Source organism: Janthinobacterium lividum, assembly GCF_011601275.1.
Classification (GTDB): Bacteria; Pseudomonadota; Gammaproteobacteria; order Burkholderiales; family Burkholderiaceae_D; genus Janthinobacterium; species Janthinobacterium lividum_E.
In genome coordinates this window covers 16,184-33,083 of record NZ_JAAOLY010000021.1, presented here as the reverse complement: position 1 = coordinate 33,083, position 16,900 = coordinate 16,184, and the positions used below count along the sequence as shown (strand labels likewise).

The window sequence follows — 16,900 nt, the reverse complement described above, 5'->3', positions numbered from 1 at the left end:
CAAATGCCAACAGCCAGCTGGAATGGCGCCGTCATCGCGCAAGCTACCGATGCGCAGGTGCAAGTCGTTGAAAACAATGTATATTTTCCTTTGTCAAAGGTGACGCAGGACTACCTGCGTCCCAGCAGCCACACGAGCGTCTGCCCGTGGAAGGGCACGGCCAGCTATTACGACGTCGTCGTCGACGGCCAGGTCAATGCCAACGCGGCCTGGTATTACCCCCAGCCCAAGGATGCCGCCAAGCAAATTGCCGGCCACGTCGCCTTCTGGCGCGGCGTCAGCGTCGAGCGCTGACACTTTCTTCCCATACTAAAATCAATAGAAAGCAGACGATGGATTTACGCCTCGCCGTGTACCAACTCGCCTCGACCCATGCGCTCGATGCCCAACAAACCCGGCAGTTGCAGGAAGTGGCCGGTTTCCAGCGCGAACCGGCGCGCCTGGCCCACTGGCTGCCGCGCGGCGTGGCCGTGCTGGGCGCCGCGTTGCTGGGCATGGGTCTGATCTGCTGGGTGGCCGCCAACTGGGAAGACTTCGGCCGCATGGGCCGCTTTGCCTTGCTGCAAGGGGTGTTTGCCGCCGCCTGCGTGGGCGCATTTGCCGTGCCCAAGGCGAGAGTTCCTTTGCTGCTGCTGGCCTTGCTGGCCATCGGCGGCCTGTTCGCTTACTTTGGCCAGACGTACCAGACGGGTGCCGATCCGTGGCAGCTGTTCGCCCTGTGGGCCGTGCTGGCCTTGCCGCTGTGTCTGGTCGCGCGCAGCGACGTGCTGTGGACGCCGTGGATGCTGGTGCTGGCCACGGCGGCCGCCCTGTGGATGCAGGCGCATGCGCACAACAGCTGGCGCATCGATTCAGCTGATCTCTCCATTTTCGTCAGCGGCTGGCTGGTCGTGCTGGCAGCGTGCGCGTTTGTCTCGCCCTTGCTGGCGCGCTGGACGGGCGCGGGCAACTGGGCCTTGCGCCTGGGCCTGGTGCTGGCCACCATCCTCATCACGGGCACGGCCGTCAGCGCCCTGTTCGGCAGCGAGCTCGAATCGCCGTACTGGGCCGGGCTGGGCTTGCTGGCTGTCGCCGGCGTCCTGCTGTCCACGCGCCGCTATTTTGACGTCTTCGGCCTGAGCGCCGTCGCGCTGGGCCTGAACACCTTGCTGGTGGGCGGCCTGGCGCGTCTGTTGCTCAGCGGCGGTAGCGGTGGCGATGGCATCGGCGCGCTGGTCATGCTGGGCTTGCTGGCCGCCGTGCTGCTGGCGCTGACCGTGCAAGGCATACTGTGGCGCACGCGGCGGGAGGCGGCATGAGCAATCTGAATACTCGACGAGCCGATGCGCTCGCCACCCTGATCGACGACGCCACGCGCGCCGGCCTGTTGCCGCCGAACGCTACCCGTCCCGTGCAGGATGTACGGCCGTGGCCGCTGGTGCTGATGACGGCCTTCGGCGCCTGGCTGGCCGCCATCCCCCTGATGATTGCGCTGGGCGTGGGCCTGGAAAGCGTCGTGCGCCACGGTCCCGGCGCGTATGTCGTGGCCGCCATCGTGCTGGTGGTGGCCGTGCTGCTGATCCGCACGCGCGGCGTGGCGCTGTTTGTCGAGCAACTGGCCGTGCCCTGCCTGCTCGTGGGCGGCGGCTTGCTTGGCTATGCCCTGTACCGCGACTATTCCACGCAGACGGCGTCATTGATGCTGTGCCTGGCATGCCTGGTGGTGGCCGCCGCCTTGCCGCGCGACTGGCTGCGTGTGCTGCTGGGACTGGTCGCCTGCGGCTTGCTGGGGCTGGGTATCGTCGATAGCACGCGCGACTGGATTTTCGAGAACGATCCCACGGAACTGTATTTCGCCTGGATGCTGGCCCTGGCCTTCTGGCTGGCCGCCCACTGGCTGCAGAAGCAAGCCTTCAACGACGGCCGCGGCGCGCCCGTCGCCGCCTTCCTGGAATCGCTGTCGACGGGCTGGGTGCTGGCGATCCTGCTGGGGCTGGTCTTCTGGTCTGGCATGACCTTCATGCTGGGCGGCGCGTTGGGCGGTGGCTTTGCCGGCGAAGTGGCGCGCGAAGTGACGCGGCACCAGGGTATTGCCTGGTATGCGCAGGCCTTGAATGGCGTGTCGCTCGTGCTGGCCGCGGCGGCCGCCGCCTGGACGGGATGGCGCTGGCCCGCATTGCGCCAGTTGCCCGCCATCGGCGTGGCGCTGGTGTTGATCGTGCTGTCCTGGTTCATGCCGGCGCTGGGGCCCGTGCTGCTGATCCTTGCGTATTGCGTGACGAGCGGGCGCTCGCGCGTGGCCGTGGCGGCTGTGCTGGCGGCGGCGTGGATCATCGGCAGCTTTTATTACCAGCTGGCCTGGCCGCTGGCCAGCAAGGCGGCGCTGCTGGCGATAGCGGGCGCCGTGCTGTGTGCGCTGTCGTGGCTGGCCACGCGCGGCGCCGTGCTGCACCTGGTGGAAAGCAAACCGGCGGGCGTGGTCCTTGAGCGCCGCGCCGTGCGCCTGGGCGTGCTGGGCGGCTTGCTGCTGGTGTTGCTGGTCGCCAATGGCGGCATCTGGCAAAAAGAGCAGCTGATTACAAAAGGAGAAGCTGTCTTCGTGGCGCTGGAACCCGTCGATCCCCGCTCGCTGATGCAAGGCGACTACATGCGCCTCAATTTCGTCAACCTCGGCGTCCTCTCGACTTTGGCCAGCGTGAACAGGGCGCCTGGCCGGCCCCTCGTCGTGGCCAGGCGCGATGCGCGCGGCGTGGCGGAACTGCTGCGCCCCTATACCAAGGAAGCGCTGGCGCCCGGCGAATTCCTGCTCGAGCTGACGCCCAAGGATGGGAACTGGGTGCTGGTCAGCGATGCGTGGTTCTTCAAGGAAGGCGAGGCGGCGCGCTGGGAAAAGGCCCGCTATGGCGAATTTCGCGTGCTGCCCGATGGCCGCGCCTTGCTGGTGGGCATGCGCGGCCCGGAACTGGAAAAGCTGTAGCGCAAGTAACAGCGCAAAAGCGCGCCGGGGCGGGCATCCTGTAAAATTGCCCGATGGATAATATTACGCATTCGGTCATCGGCCTCGGGGTCGGCGAACTGGTACACCGCAGCCTGCCGCCCGAGCCGCAAGCCCCCGCACAGCGCACCCGGCGCGCGCTGTTTCTATTTTCGGCATGGTTTGCCAGCAACGCGCCCGACCTCGATCTGGTACTGACCCGGCTGTTGCCGCGCCCGTTCGGCTACATGCTGCACCACCGTGGCCACACACATACCTTGCTGCTGGCCTTGCCGCAGGCGCTGGTCTTGCTGGCATTGCTGTGGCTGCTATGGCCGGGCGCGCGCCGGCTGCTCAAGGAAAGCGTGCCCGCCCGCATCGGCCTGGCCGCTTGTCTGCTGCTGGGATTCTGCTTGCACATGGGTATGGATTTCCTCAATTCCTACGGCTTGCACCCGTTTTATCCGTTTGACAGCCGCTGGCTGTATGGCGACATGGTCTTCATTGTCGAACCGATGTTCTGGGTGCTGCTGGGAGTGCCCGTGATCATGTCCTTGCGCTACGGCATCGTCAAAAGCGTGCTGCTGACGGGGCTGGCTGCGGCCCTGTGTTTCTTCACCTATAAAACCTACTTGGCGCCCGCCTCGCTGGCCGTGCTGCTGGGACTGGGCGCGATCCTGGCCGTGCTGCAAGGGCGCGCCGGCGAGCGGGGACGCGGGCCGTTGCTGCTGGCCTTCGCGCTGGCCGCCACGTTTATTGGCACGCAGGGCGTGGCGTCGGCCCTCGGCCGTACGCGTATCGAGGCGGCCGTGCAGCGCCTGGACCCCGGCACACGCGTGTGGGACGTGGTCATGACGGCGTTTCCCAGCAACCCCCTGTGCTGGATCTATGTTTCGCTCGACAGCAAGACGGACGTGTACACCCTGCGGCGCGGCACCCTGAGCCTGCTGCCCGCATCGCTGGCGCCCGCCGCCTGCCCGGCGGGGCTGGCCGAGACGGGCAAGCAGGGCCAGCAACTGGCGCCCGGCATCGCCGTCTCCGCCCAGGCGGCGGGCAGCCTGGCGGCCTTGCGGGCCTTGCAGGAAGACAATTGCTATGTCGATGCCTGGTTCCGCTTTGCCCGCATGCCCAGGTTGAATGCGGACAAGCTGACGGACGTGCGTTTCAATCCCGGCATGCAGCCCAATTTCACGACCGTAGAGCTGCAACAGTTCCGCAGCCGGCCATGTCCCGCCTACGTGCCGGGCTGGGACCGCCCCCGTGCCGACATGTTGGCGCCGCCGAAATAGGGAGCGAATGTATTGCTCCTGGGCAAAAATATCGCGTGTGCGCCTGTTTGCCACGGCCCAGCATGCGATAATTGCCAATTCGGCATGAATATCATTAAGTTAGGATTATCTTGGAAGAGCAGCACGCCTTACCGTATTTGCGAGAAACCCTGCTGTTTCTCGCTCTGGCCGGGATTTTTATTCCGCTATTGCAACGCCTGAAGGTCAACCAAGTGCTCGGCTTCCTGGCCGTAGGCGCCCTGTTCGGCCCGTTTGGCTTCGGCCTGTGGGCGGGCGACTTCACGTGGCTCACGTATTTTTCGTTCGTGCGCGCCGAGCAGGTGAGCGGCCTGGCCGAGCTGGGCGTGATGTTCCTGATGTTCATGATCGGCCTGGAACTGTCGACGGAACGACTGTGGGCGCTGCGGCGCTGGGTGTTCGGCGCAGGCGTGGGACAGGTGGCCGTCAGCGCCTGCCTGATCGGCGGTGTCGCGTATTACTTTGGCCTGTCGCTGGAAGCGTCCATCGTGCTGGGCCTGGTGCTGTCGCTGTCGTCGACGGCCGTCGTGATGCAGTTGCTGACCGACCAGCGTTCCCTGCAGACCCCAAGCGGGCAGGCGGGCTTTTCCATCTTGATGTTCCAGGATTTGATGGTGGTGCCGCTGTTCATCCTGATCGACGTGTTCGCCAGCGGGCGCAGCGACGACCTGGCGTATCTGCTCAGCTTTGCGGCCGTGAAATCGGCGGGCGCCATCCTGCTGATCTATCTGCTGGGCCGCAGGGTCATCCGCCCCCTGTTCCAGTTTTTCGTCAAGAAGCACCAGCCCGACGTGTTCATGGCCCTGACCTTGCTCAGCACCTTGGGCATTGCGGGCCTGACGTATCTGGCGGGCCTGTCGATGGCGCTGGGCGCCTTGCTGGCTGGCCTGCTGCTGGCGGAAACGGAATTCCGCCACGAAGTGGAGGTGACGATCGAGCCCTTCAAGGGCTTGCTGATGGGCCTGTTCTTCATGTCCGTGGGCATGCAGATCGACGTGCGCGAAATCCTCAAGTCGCCGGTCCTGATTCCCTTGGCCGTGCTGAGCCTGTTTGCGCTGAAGACCCTCGTCATCAGCGTGATTTTCCGCATCGGCGGCTTTCACTGGGGGCGCGCCGTGGAAACGGGCGTGCTGCTGGGGCAGGGTGGCGAATTCGCCTTCATCGTCGTCGCGTATGCGCTGGGCACGAAATTGATCGGTCCGCAGGTGGCACAGTTCGTCATGCTGGTGGTGGGCCTGAGCCTGTTTGCCACGCCGGCGCTGGCCAAGGCGGCGCGCGCGTTCGGTAACTGGTGGGAACAGCGCCACCACCATCAACTGGCCGACCTGGCGCATGGCGCGCTGCCGCCGCAGGGCAGCACCGTCATCATCGCCGGTTTCGGCCGGGTGGGGCAGTTGCTGGCCAAGGTGCTGACGGAGCAGGATATTGCCTATGTGGCGATTGAAAACGATGCGCGCCTGGTGACGACCCTGCATCCGCGCGGTTTCCCCGTGTATTTCGGCGATGCGTCGCGCGCGGAACTGTTGCAAAAGGTGAATGCGGACCGGGCTGCCGCCGTCGTGCTGACGATGGACCATGCGGCCTCCGTGCTGCACGCCGTGAAATCGATCCGCCGCGAATATCCGCAGCTGCCCGTGTATGCGCGCGCCCGCGACGAGGCCCATGCGGTGGCCTTGATACAGGCGGGCGCCACCCTGGTCGTGCCCGAGGCGCTGGAATCGGCGCTGCAGCTGACGGCCACCGTGCTGCACACGGTGGGCCTGTCGGAAGCGCGTACGACGGACATCGTGCAAGCAGAGCGCGACCGGCGCAATGCCGTGCTGCTGGCGAAAAAGCTGTCGTAGTGCTGCCGTAGCGCAACAGTGCGTGTCGCCGTGCTTTGTCAATTATCTATACAATAATAGTATATGAGCACATCAACCACATGAAAGCCGCGACGAAGAGCGGAGCGGCGCCCTTGACGCCGCAGCAGCTGGCGGCGCAGGAAACGCAGCAAAAATATGGCAAGCCCGAGCGGGGCTGGCGCGAGCGGGTGTACACCGTCATCTTCGAGGCGGAAACGCGCACGGGACGCGCCTTCGATTTGCTGCTGATCGCCGCCATCCTGATCAGTGTGACGGTGGTCGTGCTCAGCAGTGTCGCCTCCGTGGCCGAGCGCTATGGCACCTGGCTGACGGCGCTGGAATGGTTTTTCACCATTTTATTTACCATCGAATATTTCGCCCGCCTGGCGTGCCTGCAGCATCCGGTGCGCTACGCCAAGAGTTTTTTCGGCATTATCGACTTGCTGGCCATCGTGCCGACCTACATCGGCTTGCTGCTGCCGGGCGCGCACGTGCTGATCGACGTGCGCATTTTGCGCCTGCTGCGCATGTTCCGTATCCTCAAGCTCACGTCCTATGTGCATGAATATACGGTGCTGGGGCGGGCCTTGCTGGCCAGCCGGCGCAAGATCCTCATTTTTTTATCGTTCGTCATGATGGTGGTCTTTCTGCTGGGCACGGTGATGTACGTCGTGGAAGGGCCGGAAAACGGCTTCAGCAGTATCCCCACGTCGATATACTGGGCCATCAGCACCATGACCACGGTCGGTTTCGGCGATATCACGCCGAAGACCGACATCGGGCGCACCATCGCCTCGCTGATGATGCTGCTGGGCTGGGGCATCCTGGCAGTGCCTACCGGCATTATCAGCGCCGAGATGACGGTACAGCGCAGCTCCAAGCTGGTCACCACGCGTACCTGCCCCACGTGCCTGAAAGAAGGGCTCGATGACGATGCCAACTTCTGCAAGAACTGCGGTGTTGCATTGCCGCCGTTGGCACGCGATTAGCGCATCAACCCTTCATCAACCGTATTTACTTTACTTTTTTAAGGCTGACATGATTCCAGTTCGCCTGATCGCGACGGGCAAAGCCGTACCGTCGCACAGCGTTACCTCCGAGAGCCTGGACCTGAAACTGGGCCATCCGGCCGGCTATACCCTGCGCAAGAGCGGCGTGCTGTCGCGCTTTGTCGCCGCGCCCGACGAATCGCAAAGCCAGCTGGGCGCCGCCGCCCTGCTCGATGCGCTGAAGAATGCCAGCCTGCGTCCGGCCGATATCGACTTGCTGATCTGCGCCTGCGGCGTGCCCGAGCAGGCGTTGCCGAATACGGCCTGCTTCGTGGCCGACCATGCGGGCTTGCCGCCAGGCACGCAAAGCTTCGACGTCAACGCCAGTTGCCTCAGCTTCATGGCCGCTTTCCGCGTGGCCGCGTCCATGCTGGCCGGCGGCGCCTACCGGCGCATCGCCATCGTCTCGTCGGACCTCGCCTCGCGTGGCGTCGACTGGAGCGAGCCGGAAGCGTCGATGATCTTTGGCGACGGCGCCGCCGCCGTCATCGTCGAGCGGGGCGACGGCAGCGCCGGCATCCGCGCCTACAAGATGGGCACGTATCCGGAAGGGCGGCGCTACTGCGAAATTCGCGGCGGCGGCACCGAGCGCAACCCGCGCAACGGCTGCGAACCGGGCGACTACCTGTTCCGCATGGATGGCAAGGCCGTGTTTCGCCTGGCCGTCAAGGTGATGCCGGACTTCCTGACGGAACTGATGCAGGAATCGGGCGCGGGACTGGAAAAGATCGACGTGGTCGTGCCGCACCAGGCCAGCCCGCTGGGCCTCGCGCATGCGGCGCGCATCCTCGACGTTCCCGATGCTAAAATCATCAAGATCTTTGAAACGCATGGCAATCAGGTGGCCGCGTCCTTGCCCACCGCCCTGCACGAGGCGGTGATGACGGGGCGGGCCGTGGCAGGCCAGCGTTTGCTGATGATGGGCACGGCCGCTGGCTTGACCATCGGCGGCATGATTCTTGACCTGTGAAGGTGGTGTGATGAGGCGGATTCTGGTCACGGGAGCGACGGGCGGGCTGGGGCGCAATGCCGTGCGCACCCTGCTGGCGCAGGGCGTGGAAGTGCGCGCCACGGGCCGCAACGCTGCCGTGGGCCGCGAACTCGAACGCATGGGTGCGCAATTCGTCGCGCTCGATCTGGCGCAAGCCACGCCGCGCCAGGTCGACGAACTGGTGCGCGGCATGGACACGGTCTGGCACTGCGCCGCGCTGTCGTCGCCCTGGGGCGCGGAGCGCGACTTCATCGCCGCCAACGTCACGGCCACGGCCCAGTTGCTGCGCGCGGCCGCCAGCCTGCACGTGGCGCGCTTCGTGCACATCTCCACCCCCGCCATCTATTTCGACTACCACAACCGCTACGAGGTGCCGGAAACCTTCCGCCCCGACGCCTTCGTCAACGCGTATGCGCGCAGCAAGGCGATGGCGGAAAAACTGGTGCAGGAGTGCGTCGACCGCCAGCGCGGCATGACGTGCGTGATCCTGCGCCCGCGCGCCATCTTCGGCCCGCACGACCAGGTGCTGATCCCGCGCCTGGCGAGGGTGCTGCAGGAGCGCGGCGGCAAGCTGCCGCTGCCCAATGGCGGCACGGCTACCATCGACGTCACCTATGTCGACAACGTCGTGCATGCGATGTGGCTGGCCACCGTGCACAAGACCATCGCTTCGGGCGCCGCCTTCAACATCACGAATGGCGAGCCGGCGCGCCTGTGCGACATCTTGCGCACCCTGTTTTGCGACCATCTCCAGCAGCCGTTCGAGATCGTCAGCGTGTCTTACCGCGTGCTGGCGGTGGTCGCGCGCCTGATGCAGTTCGCCTCTCGTTTTACCCGCCGCGAGCCATCGCTGACGCCTTACAGCATCGGCGCGCTCAGTTTCGACATGACGCTCGATAACGCCAAGGCGCGCAAGGTGCTCGGTTACCGCCCCATCGTCAGCCTGCAGGAAGGCATCGCCCTGACGGCGCAGTGGATGCGCCAGGAAGCGGCGGCGCACAAGGTGGGCAAGGAGCGCAATGGCTAGGATTACCGCGTTTCGCGTTGGCCACTGTACCCATCCATCGTGCATGGTCCTGAAAGGCAGCGGGCTGGCCAGCCGCTGCTTCCCCTCGCGCGCCTACCTGATCGAGACGCGCTCTAGCCTGTACCTGTGGGATACCGGTTACGCCGAGCACTTCCGCGCCGCCACGTCGAAAGGCGTGTACCGCATGTATGCGTGGGTGACGCCGATTTTCTTCGACGAGAACGAGTCGCTGCAGGGGCAGCTGCGCGCGCATGGCGTGTCGCCCGGCGACATCCACACCCTGCTGCTGTCGCACTTTCACGCCGACCATATCGCCGGCCTGCGCGACTTTCCCGGCGCGCGCCTGATGGCCTCGAAAACGGGCTGGGACGCCGTGCGGGGACTGTCCGGGGTGGCCGCCGTGCGCCAGGCCTTCGTGCCCGAGCTGCTGCCGAACGATATCGCCGACCGCCTGGATTTCGTGGAAAGCGTGCCAGAGACGGCCTTGCCGGCGGCCCTGCTGCCATTTACGCACGGGCGCGACGTCAGCGGCACGGGCGAGATCTACATCGTCGACTTGCCCGGCCACGCCATCGGCCATCTGGGTGCCTTCGTGCTGCAGGATAGCGGCTGGACCTTGCTGGCGTCGGATGCGGCCTGGGTGCCGGAAAGCTTCCAGCAACTGCGTGGACCGTCTGAACTGTCGTTCATCATCCAGCACAAGCGCGCGCCGTACTATGAAACCCTGAACCGCCTGCACCAGTTGCACCGGTCGGGCAATGCGCAGATACGCATCACGCATGAAGACACGGTTGACTACATTGCCGTGGCGGGCCGCACGTGAAGCGTATTTTCTGGCTGTTGCTGTCGTACTGGCGCACGCGCCGCTTGCGCTTTGCGGATCGCGCCCAGCTCGACGCCTATCAGCAGCGGCAACTGGCCCGCTTTATCGACACGCTGTGCGCGCGTAGCCGCTACTTTGCCCCATACCGCAAGCTGCCGCTGGCGCAGTGGCCGACGATGAACAAGGCGCTGATGCTCGAGCATTTCGATGCCATGAACACAGCAGGAATCACGTTGGCGCAGGCGATGGACGCGGCCATGGCGGCCGAGCATAGCCGCGACTTCACGCCGGCTGTCGGCGACATCACGGTGGGCCTGTCGTCGGGCACCTCGTCGCGACGCGCCGTGTTTACCGTCAGCCCCCGCGAAAAAGCCCAATGGGCGGGCGTGATGCTGGCCAAGGCGCTGCCCGACGGCCTGTTCTCCGGCGAACGGGTCGCGCTGTTCCTGCGCGCGAACAGCAATCTGTACACGGCCGTGCGTTCGCCTTGGCTGACCTTTGCTTTTTACGATCTGTTCGAACCGTTCGATTCGCTGTGCGCGCGGCTGGCGCAATACCGGCCGTCCGTCATCGTCGCGCCGGCCCAGGTGCTGCGCCAGCTGGCCTTGCGCGTGATCGACGGCAGCCTGGCGCTGGCGCCGGAAAAAGTCATTTCGGTCGCCGAAGTGCTGGAGCCGCAGGACCGCGCGCTGATCGTGCAGGCATTTGGCGCCGTGCATGAAATCTACCAGGCCACGGAAGGTTTCCTTGCCAGCAGCTGCGAACATGGCGTGCTGCATTTGAACGAAGAGTATGTGCACATCGAGCCGCAGTGGCTCGATGGTGAGCAGCGGCGCTTCGTGCCGGTTATTACCGACTTTACGCGCATCACGCAACCCATCGTGCGCTACCGCCTGGACGACATCCTGCTCGCGCGCGCCACGCCATGCCCGTGCGGCCGCGCCACGCGCGCCATCGATGGCATCGAAGGGCGCTGCGACGATATGCTGCTCTTGCCACCGTTGCCATCCGCACAAGGCGGCGCACCGGTCGCCGTGTTTGCCGACGTATTGACGCGGGCCTTCGCGCAAGCCTTGCCGCCCGACGCCGATTACCGCCTGGTGCAATCGGGCGATAGCGCCTTACAGCTGCATGCGGCGCTGGACGATGCCGGCCTGGCCGCCCTGCGCGCGCACCTGGTCACGGTGCTGCAGGGCCTGGGTGTGGCCACCGACGGCCTGGCCTGGACGGCGAGCAGCGAACTGCCACCTTTTGACCCCACCATGAAACGGCGCCGCATCCGGCGCCTTGCCACCGCATGAAATCTGTAGACACCATGACGCTGACTTCCCGCCTGCTTCACCTGCTGGCCGGCTGGGGCAGCGTCGGCCTCGTGTATTTTTCCAGCGATTTGCTGCAAGGGCAGGGGGCACTGCTGCCCGAAACGGCCATCGACCGCGCCATTCCCTATAGCGACTCTGCCATCTGGCTGTACCTGTCCTTCTTCATCCTGATCCCCTACGCCTACCTGGCGGCCGATGCGGCTCGCGTGCGCTGGCTGGCGCGCGCCATGGCGCTTTCCGCCGTCCTGTGCGGCGTGGTCTTCCTGCTGTATCCGACCACGCTCGCCTACCCGCCCGTGGGCGAGGGCGGCGCGTGGAGCACGCAGGCGCTGCGCATGCTGCAGTCGTTTGACTCCACGCAAAACTGTTTGCCGTCGCTGCACGGCGCCCTGACCTTGCTGTGCGTGTGGGCCTTGTGCGACAAACGCCACCTGGTTCGTTCCGCGCTGGCCCTGGTGCTGGGCGCGGCCATCTGCTACGCCATCATCGCGCTGCGCCGGCACGTGAGCATCGACCTGGCCGCCGGCCTGGCTGTTGGCATCGCTGGCGGCATGCTGGCGAAAATGCAGGTATCCTTGGCTGCCCGCCGCGCCGTTTCCATCAAAACCGCACCATGATGAATCCATTTGCCCTGTCGTTCCTGATCATGCTGGCCTTCGTGCTGGCCGAACTGCTGATACTCAAATGGGTACGCAAGACACCCGTGCCGTGGAAGGACGTGATCTTCAACCTCAATTCCGGCCATATCCTGATGTGGGTGTTCCGCGGCGTGGAGGTGGCGGCCTTCGCCCTGCTGCTGCGCCATGCGAACCTGCACGTCGTCGACCAGTGGCCCGTGGCGGCGCAGTGGATATTCGCGTTTTTTGCCTGGGACCTGTGCTTTTACTGGATGCACCGGTTGCACCATAAAATCCCTTTGCTATGGGCCGTGCACGTGGTGCACCACCAGGGCGAGCATTTCAACCTGTCGCTGGGTGTGCGCAATTCCTGGTATTCGTCGCTGACGAATTTCCCCTTCATCGCCATCCTGGCCGTGCTGGGCGTGCCGCTGGAAATCTTCCTCGTCGTCTCGTCCCTGCATTACACGGTGCAGTTCTATAACCACAATGCGCTGGTAAACAAGTCCGGCATCCTCGATAAATTCATGGTCACGCCGTCGCACCACCGCGTGCACCACGGCACGGACAAACGCTACATCAACCGCAATTTCGGCGGCACCCTGCTGCTGTGGGACCGGCTGTTCGGCAGCTTCCAGCCCGAACTCGAGGGCGTGGAAATGCGCTATGGCGTGAAGGGCATGACACCCACGCACAACCCGCTGCTGGCCAGCAACGGGAAATTGTTCAAATGGCTGCGTGCGCGCTTTCCCCACTGGCAGTCGCGCGGCACCTTCCACGTGCCCGAGCTGTTCATCGGCATTGGCGGCGTGATTTTGTTTGGCCTCGTGATCTATTACGTCAACCATGAAGCGGTGCTGGCCGGCGCGCAGCAGGTCATCCTGTTCGCACTGATTTTCGGCGGCACCCTGGCGCTGGGCGGCTTGTCGGATGCGCGCCGCTGGGGCGCCATCGCCTGGGTGGCCATCGCGCTGGCCATGCCGGCCCTGTACCTGGGCTGGTATGGCGCGCGCGACGTGTGGGGCATGGTCTTCCTGGCCGCGCTGCTGGCGCATGGCCTCGAAGGCGCGCGCCGCCTGTGGTGGCCTGCCGCAGCGGGGACGCGCGCGTGACGCAGCCTGTACCATCGTTGCCGCCGCTGCGCTTCCAGCCCGCCCGCGATTCCGCCTTCCGCCGCGAATTGCGCGCCCGCGCCGACGCCTACCTGGCGGACGAAGGAACGCACCGCTTCGGCGACGCGCGCCTGCATGCGAAAACCGTGTTCCTGGCCGCGCTGACGGTAGTGCTGTATGCGCTGGCCTTGAACGCCGGCAGCACCTGGCCGTTTGTCGCCAGCTACGTCGCTTGCCTGGTCGCGGCCATGGCGCTGGCCATGAATACCCTGCACGATGCAGCCCACAGCGCTGTCTTCCGCCGGGGCTTCCTGAACCGTGTGCTGATACGCCTGGTGGGCTTGCCCGTGGGCGTGGATACGGATTTCTGGACCATCCGCCACGTGCACTTCCATCACACGTACGCGAACGTGGAAGGCTATGACCTCGACACGGAACCGAACCCCTTCCTGCGCCAGACGCCGTTCCAACGCTGGTCGCCCCAGTACCGCTATCAATACCTGTACTGGCCCGTGGTGGCGGCCCTGTCGCTGCCGTACCTGAACTGGTATGGCGACTGGCTGGACCGCTTCGGCAAGACGCCCGTGGCGGCGCACAGCCGCTTGCAGGACTGGCGCGGCTGGCTGTCGTTCCTCGGCTGGAAGCTGGGCCACGCGGCGCTGGTGCTGGCGCTGCCCATGTGGGTGTTGCAGCAGCACGGCATAAGCTGGAACGTGGTGCTGGGCGCGTATTTCCTGGGCCAGATGATCGCCTCGTGCGCGCTGGTGGCGTTGATCCTCGGCACGCACTGGGCCGAAGTGGAATTCTTCCAGCCGGGCGCGGACGGCACCTTGCCGCACGACTGGTACCAGCACACGTTTTACACGGCTTGCGACTGGACGCCAAAACCGCGCGCGCTGCGCTGGCTAGGTTACTGGCTGGGCGGCTTGAATCTGCACCTCACGCATCACCTGTTCCCCACCTGGAATCATCGCCACTACCCGGCGTTGGCGCGCATCCTGGCCGAACTGGCGCCGCGCCACGGCCTCGTGTACCGTGAACTCGGTTACGGCCAGCTGCACGCCTCGCAGCAGCAGTTCCTGCGCGCCATGGGCCAGCCGCCCGCAAAGTCCTGACGAATCGGGCTTGACTCGGTTTCTGTTTCGTCTTACATTTCTGTAACGACAGAAATAAGAGAAATCCATGGAACTGAGCCCGACCACGCAAAAGTACATCCTTCATTGGGGCGAGATGGGCACCCGCTGGGGCGTCAACCGCACGGTGGCGCAAATCCACGCGCTGCTGTTCCTGGCGAATGAGCCGCTGACGGCGGAAGACATCGCGGCCAGCCTGAACGTGGCCAGATCCAACGTCAGCAACAGCCTGAAGGAATTGCAAAGCTGGGGCCTGGCGCGCATCACGCACGTGATGGGGGACCGGCGCGACCATTTCGTTGCCCTGCAGGATGTGTGGGAAATCTTCCGCGTCATCATGGAGGAGCGCAAGCGGCGTGAGATCGATCCCACGCTGACGGTGCTGCGTGAATGCGCGATCGAGGGCGAGCACGATGCGGCCATTCCACCGGCCACCCTGGAGCGCATGGGTGAAGTGCTGGCCTTCCTGGAAATGCTCAGCAGCACCTACAGCGATTACAAGAATTTGCCGCCAGCGACCCTGCAGCGCATGCTGTCGATGGGGGGCAAGGTGGCCAAGTTCCTCAGCCCGGAAGACAAACCTGGCAAGCGCGCAAAATCATGAACGGCCCCTCGGAAGGAGAGCTGTTCAAGAAGGTGATGGGCGCGCAGTGGCTCACGCTGCACCCGGACATCCGCCGCCGCTTCGAGAAAAATCCCGCGCCGGGCCAGCCCCTGTATTACCGGGGGGAGCTTAGTGAACTCACCAGCTCGCGCCTGGGAAAATTCCTCGGTTGGCTGACGCGTCCCTTCATCGACGGCGCTTTGATCCCGTACGACGATCACGATTTCCCAGTCGATATCGAAGTCTATTCGCGCCCCGGCTGCCCGTTCATCTTCAAGCAGCGCACCTACCGTCTGCACGGGCGCGCGCCGATCCGCTTCACCTCCTACATGGCGGAAAGTGCGAAGGGTGAAGTGCTCGAATACGTGGGCATGGGCCTTGGCATGAAGTTGGTGCTGCACGTCGAGGATGGCAATTTGCACTTCACCAGCGATGGTTATTTTCTCGATCTTTTCGGCTGGCGCGTGCCGCTGCCCGGCGTACTCACGCCCGGCAAGACCTTTCTGTGCCACCGCAATGAAACGCCGCAGCAGTTCAATATCCGCATCGAGATTCGCCATGCCCTGTTCGGCACCACGTTCACGCAGGCGGGCGTGTTCCGCGAATCCGCCGCACCGGAAATGAAGGAGACACCATGAATACCCATTTGCTGGCCCTGCAACTGATGGCGGCGCAAGGCTGCCTGGGCGCTTTCGACACCATCTACCACCATGAAATCACGGAGGCGCTGCCGCAAAAGGCGTCGGCGCGTCTCGAATTGACGATCCACGCGACGCGCGCCCTGATCTACAGTCTGCTGTTCGTGGGCCTGGCGGCATGGGAGTGGCATGGGGCCTGGGCCTGGGTGCTGGTCATCGTGTTTGGCGTGGAAATCGTGCTGACCCTGTGGGACTTCGTCGTCGAAGACCAGACGCGCCTTTTGCCCGCCACGGAGCGAGTCACGCACACGGTGCTGGCGATTAACGCGGGCGCCTTCATCGCGCTGCTGGCGTTGAACAGCAGCGAATGGGCCAGCTTGCCGACGGCCCTAGTGTGGCAGCCGTATGGCTGGCTCAGCGTCTTCCTCGCCCTGTGCGGCGTGGGCGTGGGCTTGTCCGGACTGCGCGACGCGTATGCCGTGTGGCAGCTGGGACGGCGCAAGGTGCAAGAGACGGCAGAGCAAGAGGAGCAGCTGCGCTTTGCCTCCGCGCCGCAATCCGTGCTGGTGACGGGCGCCACGGGTTTCATCGGCCAGCAGTTAGTCAGCGCCTTGCTGGCCGACGGCCATGCCGTGACGGTGCTGACGCGCCAGCCCAAGCAGGCCGCGTGGACGTTCAATGGTCAGGTGCGCTGCATCCAGTCATTCGAAGAATTGGCGGATGCGCAGCGCATCGACATGGTGGTCAACCTGGCCGGCGCGCGCATCGTCGGGAAGCGCTGGACGGAGGCGCGCAAGGCGGCCCTGCGCCGCAGCAGGGTCGCGCTGACGCAGGAACTGGTGGCGTGGATCGCCCGCGCCCAGCACAAGCCGCGCGTGCTGCTGTCGGCATCGGCCATCGGCTACTACGGCGTGCAGCCGCAGGGCGACGACACGGAATTGACGGAGGAGAGCGCGCCGCAAGCCATCTTTATGTCGCAGCTGTGCCAGGAGTGGGAAGCTGCCGCGCGCCAGGCGGAGAAATTTGGCGTGCAGGTGGGCTGCATGCGCTTTGGCCTCGTCTTCGGCCACCAGGGTTCGCTGCCGCAAATGCTGCTGCCGATCCGCTTCGGTGTGGGCGGCCCGCTGGGCAGCGGCAAGCAGTGGGTCACGTGGGTGCACGTGCGCGACGTCATCCGCGCCATCGCCCATGTGGCGCGCCGCAGCGAAGAACAGGCCGTGAGCGGCGCGTATAACTTCTGCGCGCCGGAAGCGATCGAGCAGCGCCGCTTCGCCCGGGTGGCGGGGGCCGTGCTGCATCGCCCCAGCATCGTGCCCACGCCCGCCTTCGTCATGCGCGCCTTGCTGGGCGAGCAGGCCGACTTGCTGGTGGAAGGTCAGCGGGTCGCCCCGCGCCGCCTGCTGGCCGACGGTTTTGTCTTCCGCTATCCGCAGCTGGAAGGGGCGCTGCGCAGCCTGTAGCCTGGCGTAGAATGGGCCAT

16 protein-coding genes are annotated in these 16,900 nt (G+C 65.1%); all 16 read left to right on the top strand.

Annotation, left to right across the window (positions count from 1 at the left end):
* Nucleotides 1-3: 3 nt before the first annotated feature.
* Nucleotides 4-294 (top strand): DUF427 domain-containing protein, encoded by a 291-nt coding sequence (locus tag GYK42_RS24925; RefSeq protein ID WP_058049836.1) that lies wholly within the window; start codon nt 4-6, stop codon nt 292-294.
* A 38-nt stretch (nt 295-332) separates the two neighbouring features.
* Nucleotides 333-1,298, top strand: coding sequence for a DUF2157 domain-containing protein (locus GYK42_RS24920; protein WP_166449678.1), 966 nt, complete (start codon nt 333-335; stop codon nt 1,296-1,298).
* Nucleotides 1,295-2,956 (top strand): GDYXXLXY domain-containing protein, encoded by a 1,662-nt coding sequence (locus tag GYK42_RS24915; protein WP_166449677.1) that lies wholly within the window; start codon nt 1,295-1,297, stop codon nt 2,954-2,956. The genes GYK42_RS24920 and GYK42_RS24915 overlap by 4 nt, the downstream gene beginning before the upstream one ends.
* A gap of 53 nt (nt 2,957-3,009) precedes the next feature.
* Complete coding sequence (locus tag GYK42_RS24910; protein WP_166449676.1) at nt 3,010-4,242, top strand: metal-dependent hydrolase; 1,233 nt, start codon at nt 3,010-3,012, stop codon at nt 4,240-4,242.
* A 110-nt stretch (nt 4,243-4,352) separates the two neighbouring features.
* Complete coding sequence (locus GYK42_RS24905) at nt 4,353-6,104, top strand: cation:proton antiporter (RefSeq protein ID WP_166449675.1); 1,752 nt, start codon at nt 4,353-4,355, stop codon at nt 6,102-6,104.
* A gap of 80 nt (nt 6,105-6,184) precedes the next feature.
* Nucleotides 6,185-7,093, top strand: a complete 909-nt coding sequence (locus tag GYK42_RS24900; protein WP_166449674.1) for an ion transporter — start codon at nt 6,185-6,187, stop codon at nt 7,091-7,093.
* 49 nt (nt 7,094-7,142) lie between these two features.
* Nucleotides 7,143-8,123, top strand: a complete 981-nt coding sequence (locus tag GYK42_RS24895) for a 3-oxoacyl-[acyl-carrier-protein] synthase III C-terminal domain-containing protein (protein WP_166449673.1) — start codon at nt 7,143-7,145, stop codon at nt 8,121-8,123.
* A gap of 10 nt (nt 8,124-8,133) precedes the next feature.
* On the top strand, nt 8,134-9,171 hold the full coding sequence (locus tag GYK42_RS24890) for an NAD-dependent epimerase/dehydratase family protein (RefSeq protein ID WP_166449672.1): 1,038 nt from the start codon (nt 8,134-8,136) through the stop codon (nt 9,169-9,171).
* Nucleotides 9,164-9,994, top strand: a complete 831-nt coding sequence (locus tag GYK42_RS24885) for an MBL fold metallo-hydrolase (RefSeq protein ID WP_166449671.1) — start codon at nt 9,164-9,166, stop codon at nt 9,992-9,994. The genes GYK42_RS24890 and GYK42_RS24885 overlap by 8 nt, the downstream gene beginning before the upstream one ends.
* A complete protein-coding gene (locus GYK42_RS24880) occupies nt 9,991-11,295 on the top strand; it encodes a F390 synthetase-related protein (RefSeq protein ID WP_166449670.1) in 1,305 nt (434 codons plus the stop codon). Before GYK42_RS24885 ends, GYK42_RS24880 begins: the two co-directional genes overlap by 4 nt.
* 14 nt (nt 11,296-11,309) lie before the next feature.
* Complete coding sequence (locus GYK42_RS24875) at nt 11,310-11,933, top strand: phosphatase PAP2 family protein (RefSeq protein ID WP_166449669.1); 624 nt, start codon at nt 11,310-11,312, stop codon at nt 11,931-11,933.
* Entirely contained in the window at nt 11,930-13,045 is a 1,116-nt protein-coding gene (locus GYK42_RS24870; RefSeq protein WP_166449668.1) for a sterol desaturase family protein, read from the top strand. Before GYK42_RS24875 ends, GYK42_RS24870 begins: the two co-directional genes overlap by 4 nt.
* On the top strand, nt 13,042-14,160 hold the full coding sequence (locus GYK42_RS24865) for a fatty acid desaturase family protein (protein ID WP_346768162.1): 1,119 nt from the start codon (nt 13,042-13,044) through the stop codon (nt 14,158-14,160). The genes GYK42_RS24870 and GYK42_RS24865 overlap by 4 nt, the downstream gene beginning before the upstream one ends.
* Before the next feature lie 67 nt (nt 14,161-14,227).
* Nucleotides 14,228-14,782, top strand: a complete 555-nt coding sequence (locus GYK42_RS24860) for a GbsR/MarR family transcriptional regulator (RefSeq protein WP_046686150.1) — start codon at nt 14,228-14,230, stop codon at nt 14,780-14,782.
* The gene (locus tag GYK42_RS24855; RefSeq protein WP_166449666.1) at nt 14,779-15,420 is read left to right on the top strand and encodes a DUF4166 domain-containing protein; all 642 of its coding nucleotides are present in this window, start codon (nt 14,779-14,781) and stop codon (nt 15,418-15,420) included. Before GYK42_RS24860 ends, GYK42_RS24855 begins: the two co-directional genes overlap by 4 nt.
* Nucleotides 15,417-16,880 carry a TIGR01777 family oxidoreductase gene (locus GYK42_RS24850; RefSeq protein WP_166449665.1) on the top strand — a complete coding sequence of 488 codons (1,464 nt, stop codon included), beginning with the start codon at nt 15,417-15,419 and terminating at the stop codon, nt 16,878-16,880. The genes GYK42_RS24855 and GYK42_RS24850 overlap by 4 nt, the downstream gene beginning before the upstream one ends.
* Nucleotides 16,881-16,900: the final 20 nt, after the last annotated feature.